Source organism: Streptomyces sp. NPDC029956 (assembly GCF_055574655.1).
In genome coordinates this window covers 1-20572 of sequence record NZ_JBVHZJ010000053.1, presented here as the reverse complement: position 1 = coordinate 20572, position 20572 = coordinate 1, and the positions used below count along the sequence as shown (strand labels likewise).

General features: G+C 70.1%; 11 protein-coding genes and 5 CRISPR repeat arrays (1 of these 16 cut by a window edge). All 11 genes read left to right on the top strand.

Going from position 1 to position 20572, the window contains the following annotated elements; genetic code table 11:
* A CRISPR array of direct repeats spans nucleotides 1-771; the repeat unit is 29 nt; unit sequence CTGCTCCCCGCACCCGCGGGGATGGCCCC; it reaches 723 nt to the left of the window's first position.
* 220 nt (nucleotides 772-991) lie between these two features.
* The 11 genes from cas3 to ACZ4XX_RS31380 all read left to right on the top strand — a co-directional run bounded on the left by cas3 (nucleotide 992) and on the right by ACZ4XX_RS31380 (nucleotide 12584).
* Nucleotides 992-3916 carry a CRISPR-associated helicase Cas3' gene (cas3, locus tag ACZ4XX_RS31430; protein WP_468511260.1) on the top strand — a complete coding sequence of 975 codons (2925 nt, stop codon included), beginning with the start codon at nucleotides 992-994 and terminating at the stop codon, nucleotides 3914-3916.
* Entirely contained in the window at nucleotides 3909-5597 is a 1689-nt protein-coding gene (gene casA, locus ACZ4XX_RS31425) for a type I-E CRISPR-associated protein Cse1/CasA (protein WP_468511259.1), read from the top strand. Before cas3 ends, casA begins: the two co-directional genes overlap by 8 nt.
* Nucleotides 5594-6307 (top strand): type I-E CRISPR-associated protein Cse2/CasB, encoded by a 714-nt coding sequence (casB, locus tag ACZ4XX_RS31420; RefSeq protein ID WP_468511258.1) that lies wholly within the window; start codon nucleotides 5594-5596, stop codon nucleotides 6305-6307. Before casA ends, casB begins: the two co-directional genes overlap by 4 nt.
* Entirely contained in the window at nucleotides 6304-7497 is a 1194-nt protein-coding gene (gene cas7e / locus ACZ4XX_RS31415; protein WP_468511257.1) for a type I-E CRISPR-associated protein Cas7/Cse4/CasC, read from the top strand. The genes casB and cas7e overlap by 4 nt, the downstream gene beginning before the upstream one ends.
* Nucleotides 7494-8216 (top strand): type I-E CRISPR-associated protein Cas5/CasD, encoded by a 723-nt coding sequence (gene cas5e, locus ACZ4XX_RS31410; RefSeq protein WP_468511256.1) that lies wholly within the window; start codon nucleotides 7494-7496, stop codon nucleotides 8214-8216. Before cas7e ends, cas5e begins: the two co-directional genes overlap by 4 nt.
* Nucleotides 8216-8995 carry a type I-E CRISPR-associated protein Cas6/Cse3/CasE gene (gene cas6e, locus ACZ4XX_RS31405; RefSeq protein WP_468511255.1) on the top strand — a complete coding sequence of 260 codons (780 nt, stop codon included), beginning with the start codon at nucleotides 8216-8218 and terminating at the stop codon, nucleotides 8993-8995. The genes cas5e and cas6e overlap by 1 nt, the downstream gene beginning before the upstream one ends.
* Nucleotides 8992-9984 carry a type I-E CRISPR-associated endonuclease Cas1e gene (gene cas1e, locus ACZ4XX_RS31400; protein WP_468511254.1) on the top strand — a complete coding sequence of 331 codons (993 nt, stop codon included), beginning with the start codon at nucleotides 8992-8994 and terminating at the stop codon, nucleotides 9982-9984. Before cas6e ends, cas1e begins: the two co-directional genes overlap by 4 nt.
* Nucleotides 9981-10343 (top strand): type I-E CRISPR-associated endoribonuclease Cas2e, encoded by a 363-nt coding sequence (gene cas2e, locus ACZ4XX_RS31395; protein WP_392584983.1) that lies wholly within the window; start codon nucleotides 9981-9983, stop codon nucleotides 10341-10343. Before cas1e ends, cas2e begins: the two co-directional genes overlap by 4 nt.
* Nucleotides 10344-10368: 25 nt before the next feature.
* On the top strand, nucleotides 10369-11019 hold the full coding sequence (locus tag ACZ4XX_RS31390) for a DUF3223 domain-containing protein (RefSeq protein WP_468511253.1): 651 nt from the start codon (nucleotides 10369-10371) through the stop codon (nucleotides 11017-11019).
* 948 nt (nucleotides 11020-11967) lie between these two features.
* Nucleotides 11968-12207 (top strand): hypothetical protein, encoded by a 240-nt coding sequence (locus ACZ4XX_RS31385; RefSeq protein WP_468511252.1) that lies wholly within the window; start codon nucleotides 11968-11970, stop codon nucleotides 12205-12207.
* Entirely contained in the window at nucleotides 12207-12584 is a 378-nt protein-coding gene (locus ACZ4XX_RS31380; RefSeq protein ID WP_468511251.1) for a fic family toxin-antitoxin system, toxin component, read from the top strand. The genes ACZ4XX_RS31385 and ACZ4XX_RS31380 overlap by 1 nt, the downstream gene beginning before the upstream one ends.
* Nucleotides 12585-12799: 215 nt before the next feature.
* A CRISPR array of direct repeats spans nucleotides 12800-13072; the repeat unit is 29 nt.
* A gap of 481 nt (nucleotides 13073-13553) precedes the next feature.
* Nucleotides 13554-14568: direct repeats of the CRISPR family, unit length 29 nt.
* 1076 nt (nucleotides 14569-15644) lie between these two features.
* Nucleotides 15645-16406: direct repeats of the CRISPR family, unit length 29 nt.
* A gap of 735 nt (nucleotides 16407-17141) precedes the next feature.
* Nucleotides 17142-20045: direct repeats of the CRISPR family, unit length 29 nt; unit sequence CTGCTCCCCGCTCGCGCGGGGATGGTCCC.
* Nucleotides 20046-20572: the final 527 nt, after the last annotated feature.

Sequence of the window (20572 nt, the reverse complement as noted above, 5' to 3'; positions counted from 1 at the left end):
GGAAGGCCGTCTGCTCCCCGCACCCGCGGGGATGGCCCCTCCTTCGCCGGATGGAAGGAAGCCCGGCCGATCTGCTCCCCGCACCCGCGGGGATGGCCCCAGCGAGAAGCGGCGCACAGCCTGACCCATCGCCTGCTCCCCGCACCCGCGGGGATGGCCCCTACGGCGGCGTACACCGTCTTGCCGCCCACGGCTGCTCCCCGCACCCGCGGGGATGGCCCCGTGACCGTGACCGGCGTGCCGGGCAGCGCACCCTGCTCCCCGCACCCGCGGGGATGGCCCCTGCAGCAGGCCAAGGAGCCCGTGGTCGGCATCCTGCTCCCCGCACCCGCGGGGATGGCCCCAGCACCATCCCCTGACCGCGCTTCCGCTGGCCCTGCTCCCCGCACCCGCGGGGATGGCCCCATGTCAGGCCCCCTTCCGGGTGCGTCGGGCCCCTGCTCCCCGCACCCGCGGGGATGGCCCCTGTCAGCTGGGCGCGGGGCTGCTGAGAGGCCGCTGCTCCCCGCACCCGCGGGGATGGCCCCCGGGCGACAAGGTCTCCGCCGGCGACGCTGGCCTGCTCCCCGCACCCGCGGGGATGGCCCCATGCTGATCAGGGGGGCGAGCCACGTCGAGCACTGCTCCCCGCACCCGCGGGGATGGCCCCAACAACGGGCGCGGGACCCGCATCGAGGTCCACTGCTCCCCGCACCCGCGGGGATGGCCCCCGCCTGGGAGTCCTGGGTGGTGGAGCGGAGCGCTGCTCCCCGCACCCGCGGGGATGGCCCCGGACCGACCTCTGACTAGGCCTCTTGGGACGCAGTCCGCGGCGAGAGCGGGATTCCCTTGCTAACGGATTGCGAGAGGCTCCGGTCTACCGAGGGAACAAACTGTCGATCCTATTTGGTGGGGAGTGGTGTATGTGGCTGTATCACGGAAGTTGTCATAGATCTCCGTCTCTTCCTCCGATCGTGCCTCCGTGGGTGGGGATGCGGTGTATTCCTCTTCCATGGCAAGTGAGGGGGAGGGCCGTTTAGGCCTTCGTGGCAGGCTTGATGGGCCGGTGTTGGCCGTGTGGGGGAAGCACGATCGGGACTCCGACGGGTGGCTGCCTTTGTGGCAGCACATGGAGGACAGTGCCGCGGTGGCTGGCATGTTGTGGGATCAGTGGCTGCCGTGGAACGTGCGTCGGATGATCGGGGCGGTCTTGCCGGGCGGTGTGGCTGACGGGCGTCTGCTGGCGGTGTGGCTGGCTGGGGTGCATGACATCGGTAAGGCCACACCCGCGTTCGCGTGCCAGGTCGAGCAGTTGGCCGACCGGATGCGTCGTGAGGGTCTGGAGATGCGTTCGCAGGGCGTGATGGGCTCCGACCGCCGACTGGCGCCGCACGGGCTGGCCGGCCAGGTGGTGCTGGGTGAGTGGCTGGAGGAGCGCTGTGGCTGGGCGCCGGGGCAGTGTGAGCAGTTCACGGTGGTGGTGGGCGGGCATCACGGGGTGCCGCCCGAGCACGCTCAGATCAACGCGTTGGACAACCGTGGGTACTTGTTGCGGGCGACGGGCGCGAGCCGGACGGTGTGGCGTCGTGTGCAGAGGGAACTGCTGGAGGCGTGTGCCGAGGAGTTCGGTGTGCGGGGCCGGCTGACGCAGTGGCGTGCGGTGAAGCTGCCCCAGCCGGTGCAGGTGCTGCTGACGGCGCTGGTGATTGTCTCCGACTGGATTGCCAGCAATCCGGATCTGTTTCCCTACCATCCGCTGGAGGTGCAGCGGAGCGCCGAGGAGAGGGTGGCCGCGGCTTGGCGGGGTCTGGATCTGCCGACCGCGTGGCGGCCCGCGGAGCCGGCCGGGTCCGTTCAGGAGCTGTTCGCCTCCCGGTTCGCGCTGCCGAAGGGCGCGAAGGTACGTCCGGTGCAGGAGGCGGCTGTCGAACTGGCCCGGTCCATGGCGGTGCCGGGTCTGATGGTGATCGAGGCTCCGATGGGGGAGGGGAAGACGGAGGCCGCGCTGGCCGTGGCGGAGATTTTCGCTGCCCGGTCGGGGGCTGGGGGAGTGTTCTTCGCGCTGCCGACGATGGCTACCGGTAACGCGATGTTCCCTCGGCTGCTGAGGTGGCTGAAGAAGCTGCCCTCCCTGGAGGGCAGGTCCCATTCGGTGCTGCTGGCGCACTCCAAGGCGGCGTTGAACGACGACTTCACCGACCTGATGCGAGGCGCCCGCTCGGTTGCGGCTGTGGATGCGGATGCTGAACGGAAGGGCTGGCGGCCGTCCCATGAGCACCGCGAGGCCATGGCGGAACTGGTGGCCCACACCTGGCTGAGGGGCAGGAAGAAGGCGATGCTGTCGTCCTTCGTGGCCGGGACCGTGGACCAGTTGCTCTTTGCCGGGCTCAAGAGCAAGCATCTGGCGCTGAGGCATCTGGCGGTGGCGGGCAAGGTCGTCGTCATCGACGAGGCGCACGCATACGACACGTACATGAGCGTCTATCTCGACCGTGTTCTGTCGTGGCTAGGTGCCTACCACGTGCCCGTGGTGATTCTTTCGGCCACGCTGCCGGCCGCCCGGCGCCGTGAACTCGTCGAGGCGTACGCCGGTGCCGGCGAAGCCACGGCGGGGGAGGCCTTCGGTGCGGTCGCCGCGGCGGGCGAGTACCCGCTGCTCACGGCGGTGACCGCGGGCGGCTCTCCCGTTATGCGGCGTCCGGTGGCGTCCGGGAGAGGTACGTCCGTGCGGCTGGAGCGTGTCGGCGACGATCTCGCCGTACTCGCGGACCGGTTGGGTGAGGAGCTCGCGGACGGCGGCTGCGCGCTGGTGGTGCGCAACACCGTGAGGCGCGTGGTGGACACGGCGCGCGTTCTGCGGGAGCGGTTCGGTGACGATGACGTGACCGTCGCGCATGCCCGCTTCCTCGATCTGGACAGGGCGGCGAACGACAGGGAACTCCTGCGGCGGTTCGGACCGCCCGGAGGGGAGACGGACCGTCCCGTGCGGCGTCACATCGTCGTCGCCAGCCAGGTTGCCGAGCAGTCCCTCGACGTGGACTTCGACCTTCTGGTCACCGACCTGTGCCCCGTGGACCTCCTGCTCCAGCGCATGGGACGTCTCCACCGGCATCAGCGCGGCATGGCCCAGCAGGACCGGCCCGAGAGGCTGCGTGAGCCCCGCTGTCTGGTGACCGGCGCCGACTGGTCCGGGACGGTACCGGTGCCCGTACGGGGATCCGTCGCCGTCTACCACTTGTACCCGCTTCTGCGGTCGGCCGCTGTGCTGCTCCCGCACCTCGATGCCGCAACCGGCAGGCCCGTACGGCTGCCCGAGGACATCAGTGCCTTGGTGCAGGGCGCGTACGCGGACGGGGTGGCGGGGCCGGCGGGATGGGCCGATGTCCTGAGCGGCGCACGGACCCGGCACAGGGAGCACCGCGACAGGCAAGCCGAGAAAGCCGCCAAGTTCACACTGGGCGGCGTCTGCAAGGACGGCGAACCGCTCTTCGGATGGGTGGCCGCAGGAATGGGTGATGCAGACGACACACGAGCGGGGCGGGCGCAGGTCCGTGACAGCAGGGAGAGCCTGGAGGTCGTCGTGGTGCAACGGCGCGGAGACGGGAAGCTGACGACGGTGCCGTGGCTCGGCAAGGACCGCAAAGGCAGGCAGCTGGGAGGCCTGGACCTCCCTCATGACCAGGTTCCGGTCACTCTGGCCGCTCGTGCGGCCGCGGCGAGCGGAATGCGTCTTCCGCGCGAGTTCTCGGACGCAGACGTGATGGACCGGGCCATCGCAGAACTCGAAGAGCTGTACGTACCGGCATGGCAGTCGAAGGACAGCCCCTGGCTCGCCGGCCAGCTGATTCTCGCTCTCGATGAGCATTGTCAGACCCGCCTGGCAGGCTTCGCACTCCGGTACTCCAAGACCGAGGGACTTGAGGTGGCCCGTGCCTGAGGCACCTGAGGCGGACGAGAGCGTGCTGTCGTTCGACCTGACGGAGCAGCCATGGATCGGAGTGCTCCAACGCAACGGTGAGCAGGAAGAGTTATCGCTGCGTGAGATCTTCAGCCAGGCCGGCCACGTGCGCAGGATCACCGCCGACCTGCCCACGCAGGAGTTCGCCCTGACACGACTCCTGCTCGCTGTCGCCCATGACGCGCTCGACGGTCCAAAGGACATCGATCACTGGTCGCGGCTGTGGAACGACCCGCGGTGCTTCGACGGCGTGGCGGCATATCTCGACACCCACCGGCACCGGTTCGATCTCCTGGACCGGCGGACGCCGTTCTTCCAGACGGCAGAGCTGCGGACGGCGAAGGACGAGGTGTCTTCGCTCAACAGGATCGTGGCAGACGTGCCGAACGGAGAGCCGTTCTTCTCCGCACGGATGCCGACGGCCGGCCGGCTGAGCTTCCCGGAAGCCGCCAGGTGGGTGGTGCACGCACACGCCTACGACACCTCCGGCATCAAGAGCGGCATGGCCGGCGACACACGAGCCAAGGGCGGGAAGGTCTACCCCCTGGGGGTCGGCTGGGCAGGCAACCTCGGCGGCGTCTTCGTCGAAGGACGAGACCTGCGAGAGACGCTGCTGCTCAACCTCGTCGCGGCGGACACGAGGGGGCTGACGTTCACGGCCGAAGACCGCCCCGCCTGGCGGCGCGAGCCGAGCGGCCCCGGGGGAGCGGAGCGTACCCCGGCCGGGATCCGCGACCTGTATACGTGGCAGAGTCGGCGCCTGCGCCTGCACGCCGATGCCAACGGGGTGAACGGCGTCGTCCTGGGCTACGGCGATCCGCTCACCGCACGCAACATGCACACCCACGAGCCGATGACCGCCTGGCGGCGCAGCCCTGCGCAAGAAAAGAAGCACGGCGAACCCCTGGTCTACCTGCCGCGCGAACACGATCCGGCACGCTCCGCATGGCGGGGGCTCGCGTCCCTCATCGCCGACCGCGCCCAGCACCAGAAGGACAGTGCAGGCGTATCCGCCTACCTGCGGCCCGGCATCCTGGACTGGGTGGCCCGGCTCGTGACGCGGCGTGCACTGCCACGCGGCTTCCTCGTACGGGCCCGCATCACCGGCAGCGTGTACGGCACGCAGCAGTCCGTCGTGGACGAGGTCGTCGACGACCAACTGACCATGGCCGTGGCCCTGCTCCACGAACAGGACCGCGAATACGCGCAGCAGGCCATCGACGCCGTCGGTGACGCCGAAGACGCGGTCAAAGCACTCGGGGATCTCGCCACCGACCTGCAACGCGCCGCCGGCTCGGAGAGCGAAAGCCCCCGCCTCAGCGCACGTGACCGCGCCTTCGGCGAGCTCGAAGGCCCCTACCGTGCCTGGCTCGCCTCTCTCGGCGACGCCGACGATCCGCTCGAGGAACGAGCACGATGGCAAGCCCAGGTCCACCGCATCGTCTCCCGCCTCGCCACGCAGATGATCGCCGACGCCGGCGACGCGGCCTGGCAGGGCCGCACCGTGCCGGCCAAACAGGGCAGCGTGTGGCTCAACTCCGCCCTGGCAGACCGATGGTTCAGGGCACGACTGCGCACATGCCTGGGCCAGGCCTTCCCACCCCACCTCCCGTCCCCGCGGAGCGGCACGGCGGAACTTTCCCCGAAGGTGCACCCATGACCACCACCAGCCCGGCCCCGTCCCCGGTATCCGAGCTGCTCACCGAGGTTGCCCGCCAGCGCATCGGCACCTGGCAGCACGGATACCTCAACGACGATCCCAGGGCCGTCGCGGCGCTGGCCCGGCTGCGCCGCGGCGCCGGAAAACCCGCAGGACACCTGCCCGATCTGTGGGACCTCATCGACACCCGGCGCCTGCACGACGCGCGCCGCGAGGGCCGCCCCCTCAGCGAGGCCGAGCTGGCACGTGCCGAGGACGCCCTGCACGTGGCCCTCACCCTGTGGGCCCTGCACCAGCAGTCCCGCCGAGCGGGCATGCACCAGGTCCACCAGCCCCAGCGACCCCGGGGCCTGGGGGCCGCAGTGCACCGCGCGATGCCGAACAACGACATCGACGACTCGCTGCGCAAACGGCTGGTCCGCGCCGGCACCGCACCCGACCTGGCCACCCTCGCCCACCGGCTGCGGGACCTCGTCACGCTCCTGCGCCGCGAAGAGGTCCGCCTGGACTACGGCCTGCTCGCCGGACAGCTCTACCAGTGGCAGTGGCCCGGGGGAGCGGACCGTGTCCGCGCCGCGTGGGGCCGTTCCTTCCACGCCTGGCAGGACCGCGACGAACCCGGTCCCGGCAAGGAACCCCTGCCCGACCTGGCGGCCGCTCCGGGCACCACCACCGACGTCACTTCTTCCACCGACAAGGACGCTTCGTGAACCGCTTCTACCTCGACGTGCACGCCCTGCAGACCGTCCCGCCGAGCAACCTCAACCGGGACGACACCGGCGCCCCGAAGACGGCCGTGTACGGGGGAGTCCCGCGTGCCCGCGTCTCCAGCCAGGCCTGGAAGCGCGCCACGCGCGCTTACTTCGAGGACGAGCAGCTGCTGGAGCCCGGCGAGCTCGGCGTGCGGACGAAGAAGATCGTCGAGGTGATCGCCGCCCGTATCGAGACCGCCGACGCCTCCCTGGCCCCCGCCGCCCAGGAGCTGGCCGCCGACGTCGTCCAGGCCGCCGGCCTGAAGATCGAGGTACCCAAGCGCAAGGCGGACGCCGCGTCGAAGAACGGCGAGAGCGAGCCGCTGCCCGAGGCCAAGTACCTGATGTTCCTCAGCTCCCGCCAGCTCGATGGCCTGGCAGCACTCGCCGCCGAAGCGGCACAGGACAGCAAGACGTTCTTCAAGGACAAGAAGAACAAGGACCGGGCCAAGGCCCTGGCCGACTCCCGCCACTCCGTCGACATCGCCCTGTTCGGCCGCATGGTCGCCGACGTCACCGACATCAACGTCGACGCCGCCGTCCAGGTCGCCCACGCCATCAGCGTCCACCGCGTCGACAACGAGTCGGACTACTACACCGCTGTCGACGACCGCAACACCGACGCCGAACCGGGCGCCGGCATGATCGGCACCGTCGACTTCAACTCCGCCACCCTCTACCGCTACGCGGCCCTCGGCGTCCACCAGCTTGCCGACACCCTCGGCCAGGGCCTGCGCCAGGACGAGTCACTGACCACCCCCGTACGCCGCGCCGTCGAGGCCTTCGTCCGCAGCTTCATCGAGTCCCTGCCCAAGGGAAAGATCAACACCTTCGGCCATCACACCCTGCCCGAGGCCGTCGTCGTCAAGCTCCGCACCACCCGCCCCATCAGCTTCGTCTCCGCCTTCGAAGAAGCCGTCCGCGGCGACCAGGGCGGCCACCTGCGCGAAGCGGTCGAGCGGCTGGCCGAATACATCCCGGACATCGAACGCACCTACGGCAACGATGCCACCACCCTCACCTGGGTCCTGCGGGTCGGCCCCAACACCCACAAGCTCAGCGGCATCGGCACCGAGGCCCAGTCCCTCGGCGAGCTCATCACCGCCGTCGGCCAGGCCGTCGCACAGCGCCTGGAGACGCCCGCATGAGCGTCCTGACCCTCAGGCTCGCCGGCCCCCTGCAATCGTGGGGGGCCACCGCCCGCTTCACCCGCCGCACCACCGAATCCGCCCCCACCAAAAGCGGCGTCATCGGCCTCCTCGCCGCCGCCCGCGGCATCAGGCGCGGCGACGACGAACAGCTCAAACCCCTGGCCGCCCTGCGCTTCGGCGTCCGCATCGACCAGCCCGGCACCCGCCTGCGCGACTTCCAGACCGCCATCCACTGGGAAACCGACAAGTCCATGCCGCTCTCCGAGCGGTTCTACCTCGCCGACGCCGTCTTCGTCGCCGCCCTCGAAGGCGAACTCGACCTCCTCGCCCAACTCCACACCGCCCTCAAAGCCCCCGTCTACCCCCCGTTCCTCGGCCGCCGCTCCTGCCCCCCGGCCCACCCCGTCGACCTCCACCTCCACCCCGGCAAAGACCTCCTGCAGGCCCTCGCCGGCGAACCCTGGCAAGCCTCCCCCTGGTACACCAGACGACACCGCAACACCCCCGTCATCACCCTCCCCGTCCTGCTCGAGACATCCCCCGACTCCCTCGAGGCAGAGACCCTCCGCGACCAGCCGCTCAGCTTCGCCGCCGAGCACCGACGCCACGCACTGCGCACCATCGTGCGCCGCCACGTCGACATCCCCCATCCGCTCGCGGCACCCTCCCCGCCCCGGCACGACCCCTTCGCCGTGCTGCCAGAAGAGGACGCCTGATGTACCTGACCCGCTTCCGGTTCAACGCCGCCCGCACCGGCGCCCGCCGCCTGATGTCCTCGCGGCAGGTCATGCACGCCGCCGTCATGGCCTCGTTCCCCAACCTGCTGCCCACCGACCAGCCGGCACCCGAAACCCCCCGGGTGCTCTGGCGCCTGGACCACAACGCACCCGGCGAGGTCTTCCTCTTCCTCGTCAGCCCCGACGCCCCCGACCTCACCCACCTGGTGGAACAGGCAGGGTGGCCGACAGCCGTGGTCGACGGCCCCGGCTGGCAGACCCGGTCCTACACCCCTCTCCTCGACCGGCTGGTGGCAGGAGGCCAGTGGGGTTTTCGCCTCACGGCGAACCCGGTGCACCACATCCGCCGCACCGACGATGAGCCCCGCAAGCGGACGGCCCACCTGACCGCGTACCACCAGATGGGCTGGCTGCTGGACGACAACAGGCAGGAGCGCGGTGGGTTCCGCATCCTGGAAAAGCCCAAAGACGAGCGGCTACTTCCGGGAGGAACCACTCATCAGGGGCGCGAGCACCACGGCGACCGCTACCAAGTGACGGTCCGCGACCACCGCTCCCACGCGTTCGACAAGTCCCGCTCCGCAGGAGCGAGGCGCGGCAAGCCCGTCACCCTTGTCACGGTCACCTTCGACGGACGGCTGGAGGTCACCGATCCCGCGCTGATGCGCCGTACCCTCACCCAGGGCATCGGCAAGGCAAAGGCCTACGGGTGCGGTCTGATGACGCTGGCGCCCCTCCCGCAAGGGGTGGTGAGGTGACAACCGTCTCGCAACGCGGGGCACTCTCCCCGCGTGAGCTGACCCGCGCGAGCGAGCGCGTGTCCTTCATCTACCTCGAACGCTGCACGGTGCACCGGGACGCCAACGCCATCACCGCCACCGACGCCGACGGCGTCACCCACATCCCCTCGGCGACGATCGGCACACTGCTGCTGGGCCCCGGCACCCGCGTCACCCACCAGGCCATGAGCGTCCTCGGCGAAACCGGCGCCGCTGTGGCCTGGGTGGGGGAGCAGGGCGTGCGGTACTACGCCGGAGGCCGGGCCCTGACCCGCTCTGCCGCCCTCGCCGAGGCCCAGGCCCTCCAGTGGGCCAACAACCGCTCCCGCCTCGCAGTGGCCCGCGCCATGTACCGGCTGCGCTTCCCCGACGAAGACCCGGCCGGCCTTACCCGCCGTGAACTCCTGGGCCACGAAGGCGACCGCGTCAAGAAGTGCTACCGGGCCGAAGCCGCCCGCACCGGCGTCCCCTGGCACGGCCGCAAGTACGTCCCCGGTGACTTCTCCGCCGGTGACGCGGTCAACCAGGCCATCACCGCAGCAGCCCAGTGCATGTACGGCATCGCCCACGCCGTCGTCACCTCACTGGGCTGCAGCCCCGCCCTCGGCTTCGTCCACTCCGGCCACGAACTCTCCTTCGTCCTGGACATCGCCGACCTCTACAAAACCGGCCTCGCCATCCCCCTTGCCTTCGAAGTCGCCGCAGAAGGTGAGGAAGACGTCGCCTCCCGCACACGCCGCGCACTACGCGACCGGATCCACGAGACGTCGCTGCTGGACCGATGCGTCAGCGACATCAAGCGGCTTCTCCTTGGCACCGATGGTGACACCGGGACTGCGGACCCGGACGGCGCGTGGGACATCGTCACGCTGCAGAGCGACAGGGGTACGCGAGTCGCGGCAGGGCGGAACTACGGAGACTCCACCCCAGAGGAAGACCGCTATGAGGAAGTGGCGCTGACCTGGTGACCGTGATCGTCCTGACCAACTGCCCCGCAGGCCTGCGCGGCTTCCTGACCCGCTGGCTCCTGGAGATCTCCGCCGGTGTCTTCATCGGCAACCCGTCCGCGAGGATCAGGGACGTCCTGTGGAACGAGGTCCAGCAGTACGCCGGCCAAGGCAGGGCCCTGCTGGCCCACACGACCAACAACGAGCAGGGCTACACCTTCCGCACCTTCGACCATGCCTGGAACCCGGTCGACCACGAGGGCCTGACCCTCATCCACCGCCCCGCGGCAAACACAACCAAACCTGTGCCGGCGAGCAGCACGAAGGAGACCGCTGGGTGGAGCAACGCTTCCAAACGGCGCCGGTTCGGACGCAGGTAGACACACTCATGAGGGGGATCTGCACATGCCCGCTTTTTGGATCGGACATCGCCGCTACCAGACCAAGGGGGACGCGAAGAAGGCCGTGCAGGAGGTGCTGTACCGATACACCGTGGGGAGCATCGTCGACCAGGAGGAGGACCACCTGCTTCTCCTTGACCTCCTCGACCTGCACCACGAGGCCGCCGATAAGATTGGTCCCGGCGTCCAGTCCTTTGCGATCGCACCTCCCCAGCGTGGTCCGTACCCCGGCTTCGAGGTGATCAGGACCGACCAGAGCCGCATCGACTTCTCGTACTTGACGTGCCTGAAGCCGCCCACGCACCGCCAGCAGGTGCTGAACGTGATGCGGGACGAGGTCAAGCCGACGATCAACGCCTACTTCGAGTTTCGCCACGGTGCCGGAACGCTGGTGTCGGACCAGTCCCACACCCCTCTGGAGACCACGAACACTGCCGTGAGCTACTTTCGAGGACCGGCCTTCGTCGACATCGCCGAAGCCTTCGCACAGTCGGCCGGAGGGTGGGAGACGATCGAACTGACCCCCTCGACCGAGCCCGGCCTCGGACGCTTTTCGGACCGGGACCTCGCCCAACGATGGTTCACCCACCACCAAGAGCAGGCCGAGCTGGGCCTGCTGTCGACTTGGGAGAACCAACGCCGTCCTCGAAGGTGACGCACGCACCTGGGTGGACGCGCTTGAATTCCCCCTACATGCGGTGCGCATGAGGGAATCCGCTGAGCAACCCTGCCCGCCCAGTGTTCCCTGATGGCTGATTTGCCCGTTCCGGTGAAACTGGTTCAGACAGGGCCAAGTGTGAGGCGAATTCGCAGCTCAGAAAGCTGCTCCCCGCCCGCGCGGGGATGGTCCCAGGCCGGAGAGCGCTGCTCTCTGCACTCGACCCGAGTCGTACAGCATCTTTGTCTCCGTGGGGACGGAGGCCATGTGATGGCTGTTCAACGAGTCCCCCCGCCTGATCCCATCAGCAGGTAGAACAGGGTCACCACTCCGACGGCGATCAGTAGTGGCTCCTGGCTGCCTGGGTGTGTGTAGGTGATGTACAGGGCGCAACCGCCGACGAGTAACAGCACCACCAGCTGGACGTTTAACGGCTCAGGCCCACCGATCACCAGGTAGCTCCTGGTAGAGGTGTGCTTTGTTTCCTGGCCGTGTGTTGTAGGCCCGCAAGGGTGCGGGGCGGCTGATAGCCCCGTCTGAGACCCTCCCATGGCATCATCCGACGTCCTCTCTCTCAGTACCTCTTTGGGCACGCCTCTACAAACGAACGTTGTAGGGGAAAGGAAACGCCGATGTGGCGCTTCGAGAGCGGCGGCCTCGCAGCGCCCGAGGGGGTTTTGTCGGGTCGAGGGTGACTCAAGTTGAGCAGGATCGTTAGTTTTCTGCTCCTTGCACCCGCGGGGATGGCCCCGTTGTTGGGGACAGAGAATGCGCCACGTCTCATTGCTCCCCGCTCGCGCGGGGATGGCTCCTGGGCATGCTTGCCCGCCTGGCGCGTGCCGCCTGTTCCCGGTTCGCACGTTGTCTTTGTTTGCTCGGTCGTGGCTACGTGGCTTGTGTGTTTTGGGCTCGGCAAGCATGGTAACGGCTGTTACCATGCTGGGTATGGCGAAGACGCAGCTGGGTGCGCGGGTGGATGAGGATGTCGCGGAGCTTGCGAGGAGGCGTGCTGCGGACCTGGGGTTGAGTGTCGGGGATTACCTTGCCCGGTTGGTGCAAGATGATGCGAGTGGTCTGCGCGCCCGTGCGGTGGATGCGGCGGCCCGGTTCCTGGCCGAGCATCAGGCGGTCTTCGATGAGGCGGAGCGGGATCAGCCGGCGTCTCGGGGAACGCGTGTGGCCTGATGGAGCTGCATATCGACGTTCCCTGGATCTTGCAGGTCGCTGAGGCGGCGGGGGCGGATGACCCGGCGCCCGACGACTACGGCGTTCCGGTCTCGGCCGTCGCCCGCCACCGCGCTGAGCTGTTCGAGCAGCCCGTTTACGACGGTGTCTATGCCAAAGCCGCTGCTCTGGTGCACACACTGGGCCGGTGCCGGTGGCTGGAGCGCTCCAATCTTGCCGTCGCGGCTGCCACGGGCGTGATGTACCTCGAAGCTGCCGGCATCTCTGTCAAACCCACCCGCAGGGATGCCATCGCACTCAAGGACCTGCTCCTTGAGCCCGCCTGCACCTGCGGTCGCATCGCAGCCCTTCTGCGTACCTGGCCGACCGCCACCTGACGCCCCCCGCTCGCTGTGCCGCACAGCGCAGCAGTCCCCTCGCCCGCCAAGCCTGTCGGGCCGGGCGCCAGCGCTGCCGCGTGCACAGAGGGGACTCAGGGGAGGGGGCTCAGGTTTTGACACTTTAGCCACCAGTTGCTCCGGGGGTTTGGTCTGTTTTTGTGTAAGTGGTTCAGGTGCGGCTCGGCCTGGGCTAAAAGTGCAGCTCAGGAAGTCTGCTCCCCGCACCCGCGGGGATGGCCCCTCGGCAAGCGCCACCGCATGGGCCCCGGCACCCTGCTCCCCGCACCCGCGGGGATGGCCCCGTCCGGCCGCACCCGCCCCGACACCGAGCCCCCTGCTCCCCGCACCCGCGGGGATGGCCCCATGACGCCGTTCCAGCTCCTGGGCCGCATCGGCTGCTCCCCGCACCCGCGGGGATGGCCCCACCCGCATCGAGCTGACCCGTGGTCAGCATCTCTGCTCCCCGCGCCTGCGGGGATGGTCCCGTCTTCTGCATGGCCTCGGCCGAGAACCCATCTGCTTCCCGTATCCGCAGGGAAGGCCCCACTGACTGTTCGGCGACGCCGGTGCCGGGCTGCTGCTCCCCTCATCTGTGGGGATGGTCCCCACTTTCAGACGTGCTTGGACAGGGTGTCGCCCTGTTCCCCGCCCGTTCGGGGATGGCCCCTTCGACCTGCTCGTCGCGTGCGGCGAGCAGGACTGCTCCCCGCGCCATCGGGGATAGCCCTATCGGCCGGCTTGGCATCCGGGCTGCGCGCTGGTCGGCTTGCCCCGGCGATTCATTCATCCCCTGCCTGCCTGCCTCCGCCCGCGCGCCGGCCCGTGCACTGCCGTCTGGCAGGGCCTGCTGTTCCGCCCGCTGCCACGGTCGGCCCGCGTGCCGGGCCTTGTCGCGGGTGGTTTGTCGGTTTCGGTGAAACTGGTTGGGGTGGGGTTGTTGGTGCGGTAGAACTGCAGGTCACGAAGGCTGCTCCCCGCATGCGCGGGGATGGTCCCGGCATCGTCTCCCTCACCAGGGACACCTACCTCTGCTCCCCGCATGCGCGGGGATGGTCCCTTTGCGACCTCCTCGCGGCCTCCGTCGCCCTGCTGCTCCCCGCATGCGCGGGGATGGTCCCGTCGCTCTCGACCGCGCCTACTGGCTCGGCCTGCTCATCTCCTGCTCCCCGCATGCGCGGGGATGGTCCCCTGACGCGTCGCACGAGCCATCCCTTCCGTCACTGCTCCCCGCATGCGCGGGGATGGTCCCGGGGACACCGCGGCGGACCGTGGTGATGACCACTGCTCCCCGCATGCGCGGGGATGGTCCCGGGCTTGTGCCCGAGGAGCCGACAGATGGGGGCTGCTCCCCGCATGCGCGGGGATGGTCCCTGGCAGAACCCGCACAAGATCGGCCGCACGGGCTGCTCCCCGCATGCGCGGGGATGGTCCCGGATTGCTCTGGGGTGAACAGGCCGAGATCGACTGCTCCCCGCATGCGCGGGGATGGTCCCGACATCCTCGCCAGCAGGGCCACCCGCGAACGCTGCTCCCCGCATGCGCGGGGATGGTCCCCCGGCACCGTACGTGCGGGACCGGCCGATGATCTGCTCCCCGCATGCGCGGGGATGGTCCCTCCACCACCCAGGCCACCGCCAGCACGACTGCCTGCTCCCCGCATGCGCGGGGATGGTCCCCTGCTGACCCACGGCGCAGAGGGAAACGAGCACTGCTCCCCGCATGCGCGGGGATGGTCCCGCGTGAACCGGACCCGGCAGCACCCCGTGGAACTGCTCCCCGCATGCGCGGGGATGGTCCCCGAACGCTGGCTTCGGGGCTGACGGGGATGATCTGCTCCCCGCATGCGCGGGGATGGTCCCATCGCGATGATGGCCAACCCCATCGGCCTGATCTGCTCCCCGCATGCGCGGGGATGGCCCCCCGTTCTTCAAGTCGGCCGGTCTGGAGAAGGACTGCTCCCCGCTTGCGCGGGGATGGCCCTGGCGGCCGTCTCCAGCAGAACGGGCCGGCGATCTGCTCCCCGCATCCCGCAGGGATGGTCCCGACCCCGTGTTCGCGGACGCCCCGTAGTCTGGCTCCTCCCCGCCCCCGCGGGGATGGCCCCACCCTGGCGTACAGGCGCCTCGCCTTTCCTGACTGCTCCCCGCCTGCGCGGGGATGGCTCCGACGCCCTCCGCGCCGCTCGCCTCCGGGTCGGCTGCTCCCTGCCCGCGCTGGGATGACCCCGTCAACGGGATCCACTGACCCGGCGTGATCGGCTGCTCCCCGCTCGCGCGGGGATGGTCCCGAAACGCACCACTGGGTGACCGGCAACAATGGCTGCTCCTTGCGCCCGCGGGGATGGACCCGTCGGCCCGCGCCAGCTCACCGGAGGTCGATGCTGCTCCTGCACCCGCGGGGATGGTCCCGTTCTTGCCGAGCTGGGTGCCGCCCCAGGTGACTGCTCCCCGCCCCTGCGGGGATGGTCCCTGTCAGTGCCCGCCCGTACCGTGAATACGTCACTGCTCCCCGTACTTCGGGGATGGCCCCGTCCTACACGCTCCGTGCACCGGCCGGGTCGTCTGCTCCCCGCACCTGCGGGGAGGCCCCGACTTGCACTGCACCGCCGGCTTCAGCTCACTCTGCTTCCCGCGCCTGCGGGGATGGTCCCGAGCTCCGTGACGGCTGGCTCGGCACCGTCAACTGCTCCCCGCATGCGCGGGGATGGTCCCAGGAACCCGACGAGCGTCTGCCGCCCGTCGGACTGCTCCCCGTACCGGCGGGGATGGTCCCCTCCTGCGGGAGGTTCTCGCGATGGGCCCGGACTGCTCCCCGCACCCGCGGGGATAGCCCGGTCGGTCGGCCGGTCGGCTCGGCATCCGGTCTGCGTGCCCCGGCGGTGGGCCTATTGCCTGCCTTCGCTCGCGTGCCTGCCCGTCTGCTGCAGCCTGGCAGGCCTGTTGTTCCGTCGCTGCCGCTCTTGGCACGCGTGTTGAGCCTTGTCGTGGGTGGTTTGTCGGTTTGGGCGAAAGTGGTTAGGACGGCGCCGTTCGTGCGGTAGAACTGCAGGTCGCGAAGTCTGCTCCCCGCCCGTGCGGGGATGGTCCCCTCACCCTGTTCATGCCCGGGGTGTACTGGGACTGCTCCCCGCCCGTGCGGGGATGGTCCCTCGCGGGTCAGCTCGTCGAACGACTGCTCGTCCTGCTCCCCGCCCGTGCGGGGATGGTCCCGAACCGGCCGGACTCGAACGGGCCGATGTAGTCTGCTCCCCGCCCGTGCGGGGATGGTCCCATTCAATGAATGCGGGTCTACAGTCGGCATATCTGCTCCCCGCCCGTGCGGGGATGGTCCCACCCCGACCCCGAGCGCCAGCCCCGCCATGCGCTGCTCCCCGCCCGTGCGGGGATGGTCCCGAGCAGCGACAGCTCCTCATGTCGAACATGTCCTGCTCCCCGCCCTTGCGGGGATGGTCCCACCAACATGACCGGGTCGCCCGAGGGCAACGGCTGCTCCCCGCCCGTGCGGGGATGGTCCCCGTTTCGAGGTCCTGGTCGACGGCATCGAGGTCTGCTCCCCGCCCGTGCGGGGATGGTCCTCAGGAGATCGTCGCGTCCGTCGCCCTCGGCGGCTGCTCCCCGCCCGTGCGGGGATGGTCCCTCCCGTCAGGCGATCTTGTAGGTGATGCCGAACTGCTCCCCGCCCGTGCGGGGATGGTCCCAGCGGAGGATGCCGTCGGAATTGACATACAGGCTGCTCCCCGCCCGTGCGGGGATGGTCCCAGCGGGCCGGTGTTGTCGGCGACGCCCTTGCCCTGCTCCCCGCCCGTGCAGGGATGGTCCCGGCTGGCACCCGCACATGAACTGCCTGCTCTTCTGCTCCCCGCCCGTGCGGGGGGATGGTCCCGTGTCCACGCCGCTGTCCACCGGCCCGGCCCACTGCTCCCCGCCCGTGCGGGGATGGTCCCTGGCCACCAGGCCTTCGTCCCGACCAGCGTCGGCTGCTCCCCGCACCCGCGGGGATGGCCCCGTGACCGCGACGAGACGTCCGTAGCGGAACTCCTGCTCCCCGCACCCGCGGGGGATGGCCCCACGATCGTCGACGCCCCGGCCACCCACGTCACCTGCTCCCCGCATGCGCGGGGATGGTCCCGTCGCCGTGGCCGACCGGATCGTCGTCCTCGACTCTTCCCGCACTCGCGGGGATGACCTCAACACTGGTGCGAGCCGGCTCCAGGTCGCAGGCTGCTCCCGCACCCGCAGGGATGACCCCACGCACGCTGCCGCGTTCACCTGCCGCATCTCCTGCTCCCTGCATCTGCGGGGATCGCCCCATCGCCCCATCGGCCAACCGGCCGGCTCGGCATCCGGGCTGCGCGCTGGTCGGCCTGCCCCGGCGATGGGTCCCCTGTCTGCCTCCGCCTGTGCGCCGGCCCGTTCACTGCCGTCTGGCAGGGCTTGTTGTTCTGTCGCTGCCGCTGTTGGCCCGTGTGCCGAGCTCTGTCGTGGGTGGTTTGTCGGTTTCGGTGAAAGTGGTTAGGACGGCGCCGTTCGTGCGGTAGAACTGCAGGTCACGAAGTCTGCTCCCCGCTCGCGCGGGGATGGTCCCGTCGGCAGGGTCCTGGGCGTGGCCCGGGACATCTGCTCCCCGCTCGCGCGGGGATGGTCCCATCTTGGCCGGGAGTTGCGCGACGATGCTGATCTGCTCCCCGCTCGCGCGGGGATGGTCCCACGGAGGCATGACATGGGCTGCTGCGGAAAGACTGCTCCCCGCTCGCGCGGGGATGGTCCCAACGCGTTCGCGGCCAAGAAGATCCTCAAGGACTGCTCCCCGCTCGCGCGGGGATGGTCCCCAGGCCGTGAACGCCGACAAGCTCGGCGGCTCCTGCTCCCCGCTCGCGCGGGGATGGTCCCGCAGCCCGCCAGATTCGGCAGGCAGAGCAGTCCTGCTCCCCGCTCGCGCGGGGATGGTCCCGTCCCCCCGGCGGGATTCCTGCGTGGCATTTACTGCTCCCCGCTCGCGCGGGGATGGTCCCGAGGCCGGCACCTTACTTCGCGGTTTCTTGTCCTGCTCCCCGCTCGCGCGGGGATGGTCCCCCTGCTGAGGACGCGCCAGCAAGGCTCCCAAACTGCTCCCCGCTCGCGCGGGGATGGTCCCGCGGCGCTGAGGGCGGCTCGGGCTGTGGTGATCTGCTCCCCGCTCGCGCGGGGATGGTCCCCGAGTACGGCGACGAACACGACCGGACCGTATCTGCTCCCCGCTCGCGCGGGGATGGTCCCCCACCCCCACCGATACCGGCTTCTCCGAGCCGCTGCTCCCCGCTCGCGCGGGGATGGTCCCCCAGAGCCCACCCGCCGGCCTCCCCGGGCAGCCTGCTCCCCGCTCGCGCGGGGATGGTCCCGGCACGCATCCGTACCGACGCGACCTGCTCCACTGCTCCCCGCTCGCGCGGGGATGGTCCCCAGGTGGTCTGCAACGTCCCGGCCGGGCAACGCTGCTCCCCGCTCGCGCGGGGATGGTCCCGAGACACTGAAGCCCTCGGCCACGAGCGACCGCTGCTCCCCGCTCGCGCGGGGATGGTCCCAGTTCGACGTCTCGGCAAAGACCGTCAGTCGACTGCTCCCCGCTCGCGCGGGGATGGTCCCTCGATGGGGGGAGGGCTTTCGATAGGCTGAGCCTGCTCCCCGCTCGCGCGGGGATGGTCCCTGCTCGAAGAACTCGCCCATGAGCAGGTCGAGCTGCTCCCCGCTCGCGCGGGGATGGTCCCGATGAGCTGCACCTCGCCACCGGCGGCCGAGGCTGCTCCCCGCTCGCGCGGGGATGGTCCCTCCCTGCGTTCGCTGACGCCTCCGGGGCCATCCTGCTCCCCGCTCGCGCGGGGATGGTCCCAAGCGCAGCTCCGGCCGCAAGTAGCCGTCGAGCTGCTCCCCGCTCGCGCGGGGATGGTCCCTGCACTGGCCCCGCGGTGCCGGTGAATACCGACTGCTCCCCGCTCGCGCGGGGATGGTCCCGTCCAGTGGTTCGCCAACGCAGCGAACCCGACCTGCTCCCCGCTCGCGCGGGGATGGTCCCGATCCGACCGAACGCCGCCCCGGCCTCCAGTGCTGCTCCCCGCTCGCGCGGGGATGGTCCCCGAGATCAGGTTCCATGTGCCGGTCAGTGTGGCTGCTCCCCGCTCGCGCGGGGATGGTCCCGACCCTGCCTGGCCATTCGGCGAAGGCCGAGCCTGCTCCCCGCTCGCGCGGGGATGGTCCCGCGCTGTGCGCCAAGGGCAGGGCGCTGCGGAACTGCTCCCCGCTCGCGCGGGGATGGTCCCGCGAGGACGATCACGAGGGCGGCGAAGAGCACCTGCTCCCCGCTCGCGCGGGGATGGTCCCGCCGAGCTCCGCAGCGAGTTCGAGAAGCTGCACTGCTCCCCGCTCGCGCGGGGATGGTCCCAACCCGGACGGGTTCCGGCCGGGCGTGCGCATCTGCTCCCCGCTCGCGCGGGGATGGTCCCCGTGGTTGGGCCAGGGTGGACAGGCGCACAGACTGCTCCCCGCTCGCGCGGGGATGGTCCCGTGGAGATCCCGTCCCCGCCGCCCGCCGCCGACTGCTCCCCGCTCGCGCGGGGATGGTCCCACCTCGGTGTCGCCGCCCCCGAAGCGCACGAGCTGCTCCCCGCTCGCGCGGGGATGGTCCCCGCGAACGTTCACGTGGGGACTCCAGACATGACTGCTCCCCGCTCGCGCGGGGATGGTCCCCTGGGCAAGCTCCAGGCCGCGTACGAGCGTCTCTGCTCCCCGCTCGCGCGGGGATGGTCCCCTCCGGAACCTCGGCCGGAACTTCCGCCGTGACTGCTCCCCGCTCGCGCGGGGATGGTCCCAGCGCCAGCAGCCACCCGGCGAAGAACACGAGCTGCTCCCCGCTCGCGCGGGGATGGTCCCCACCTGACCCCGTGCGACCCCGGAGAGGATGACTGCTCCCCGCTCGCGCGGGGATGGTCCCAGGTCGGGGTCCTCGCGGCACAGGCCGTAGGCCTGCCAGCTGCTCCCCGCTCGCGCGGGGATGGTCCCTTCGCCCTGGAGCTCTGGTCCGGGATCGTCGGCTGCTCCCCGCTCGCGCGGGGATGGTCCCCCCCGCCTCGACCCCCGCAGCCCCTGGTCGTTCTGCTCCCCGCTCGCGCGGGGATGGTCCCGGCATCCAGCCAGGCCCGGCCCGGTACAGGCGCTGCTCCCCGCACCCGCGGGGATGGCCCCGAGGCTGCGAAGTGGACCGCGCGGTTCTCCATCTGCTCCCCGCACCCGCGGGGATGGCCCCGGCGGCACGACAAGCGTGCGAAAGCTGTCGTACTGCTCCCCGCACCCGCGGGGATGGCCCCGAGACCGAGGTCCAGCTCCTGATCTACGTCCTCTGCTCCCCGCACCCGCGAGGATGGCCCTGGATCATCAGCGCCCAGCAGGCGCTAGGGCGACTGCTCCCCGCACCCGCGGGGATGGCCCCGAGACCGAGGTCCAGCTCCTGATCTACGTCCTCTGCTCCCCGCACTCGCGGGGTTGGCCTTGAGACGATCCGGCTCCTGATGGTCTGCACGGCCTGCTTCCTGTGATGGGTGTCGTGTGTTGTGCATCGGGTTTTCCGGTGAATGCTGTTGTCGTTTGGCGGGTGGTCTGTATGTTCGCCGCTGTGGGTGGGTGCGGAATCCGGGAGTTATTTGGCCGGAGTTATGGGTGGTGGGGCGAGAACCCAAACGCTACACAGCCAAAGATCATGATGCATCACGCGCTCATGCGTTTGTTGGACGCGTAACGCATCCTCGGCATCCGCGCCACGGTTTCCGGTTGGTATGCGTGACGGCTGGGTGTTGGTGAACGTGAGCGGTCGATTTGGAGGATGGGGGAGGGGTTCGGGTGGAGCGCAGCGGAACCCTGTCACTGCGGTGGCCGGGCGGACCGGCCGATGGGCGCCCCAAGGAGAGCGCCCGTGAACCACCGGCCGGGGGCCGTTCCATGACTGCCCGCCGTACGGCA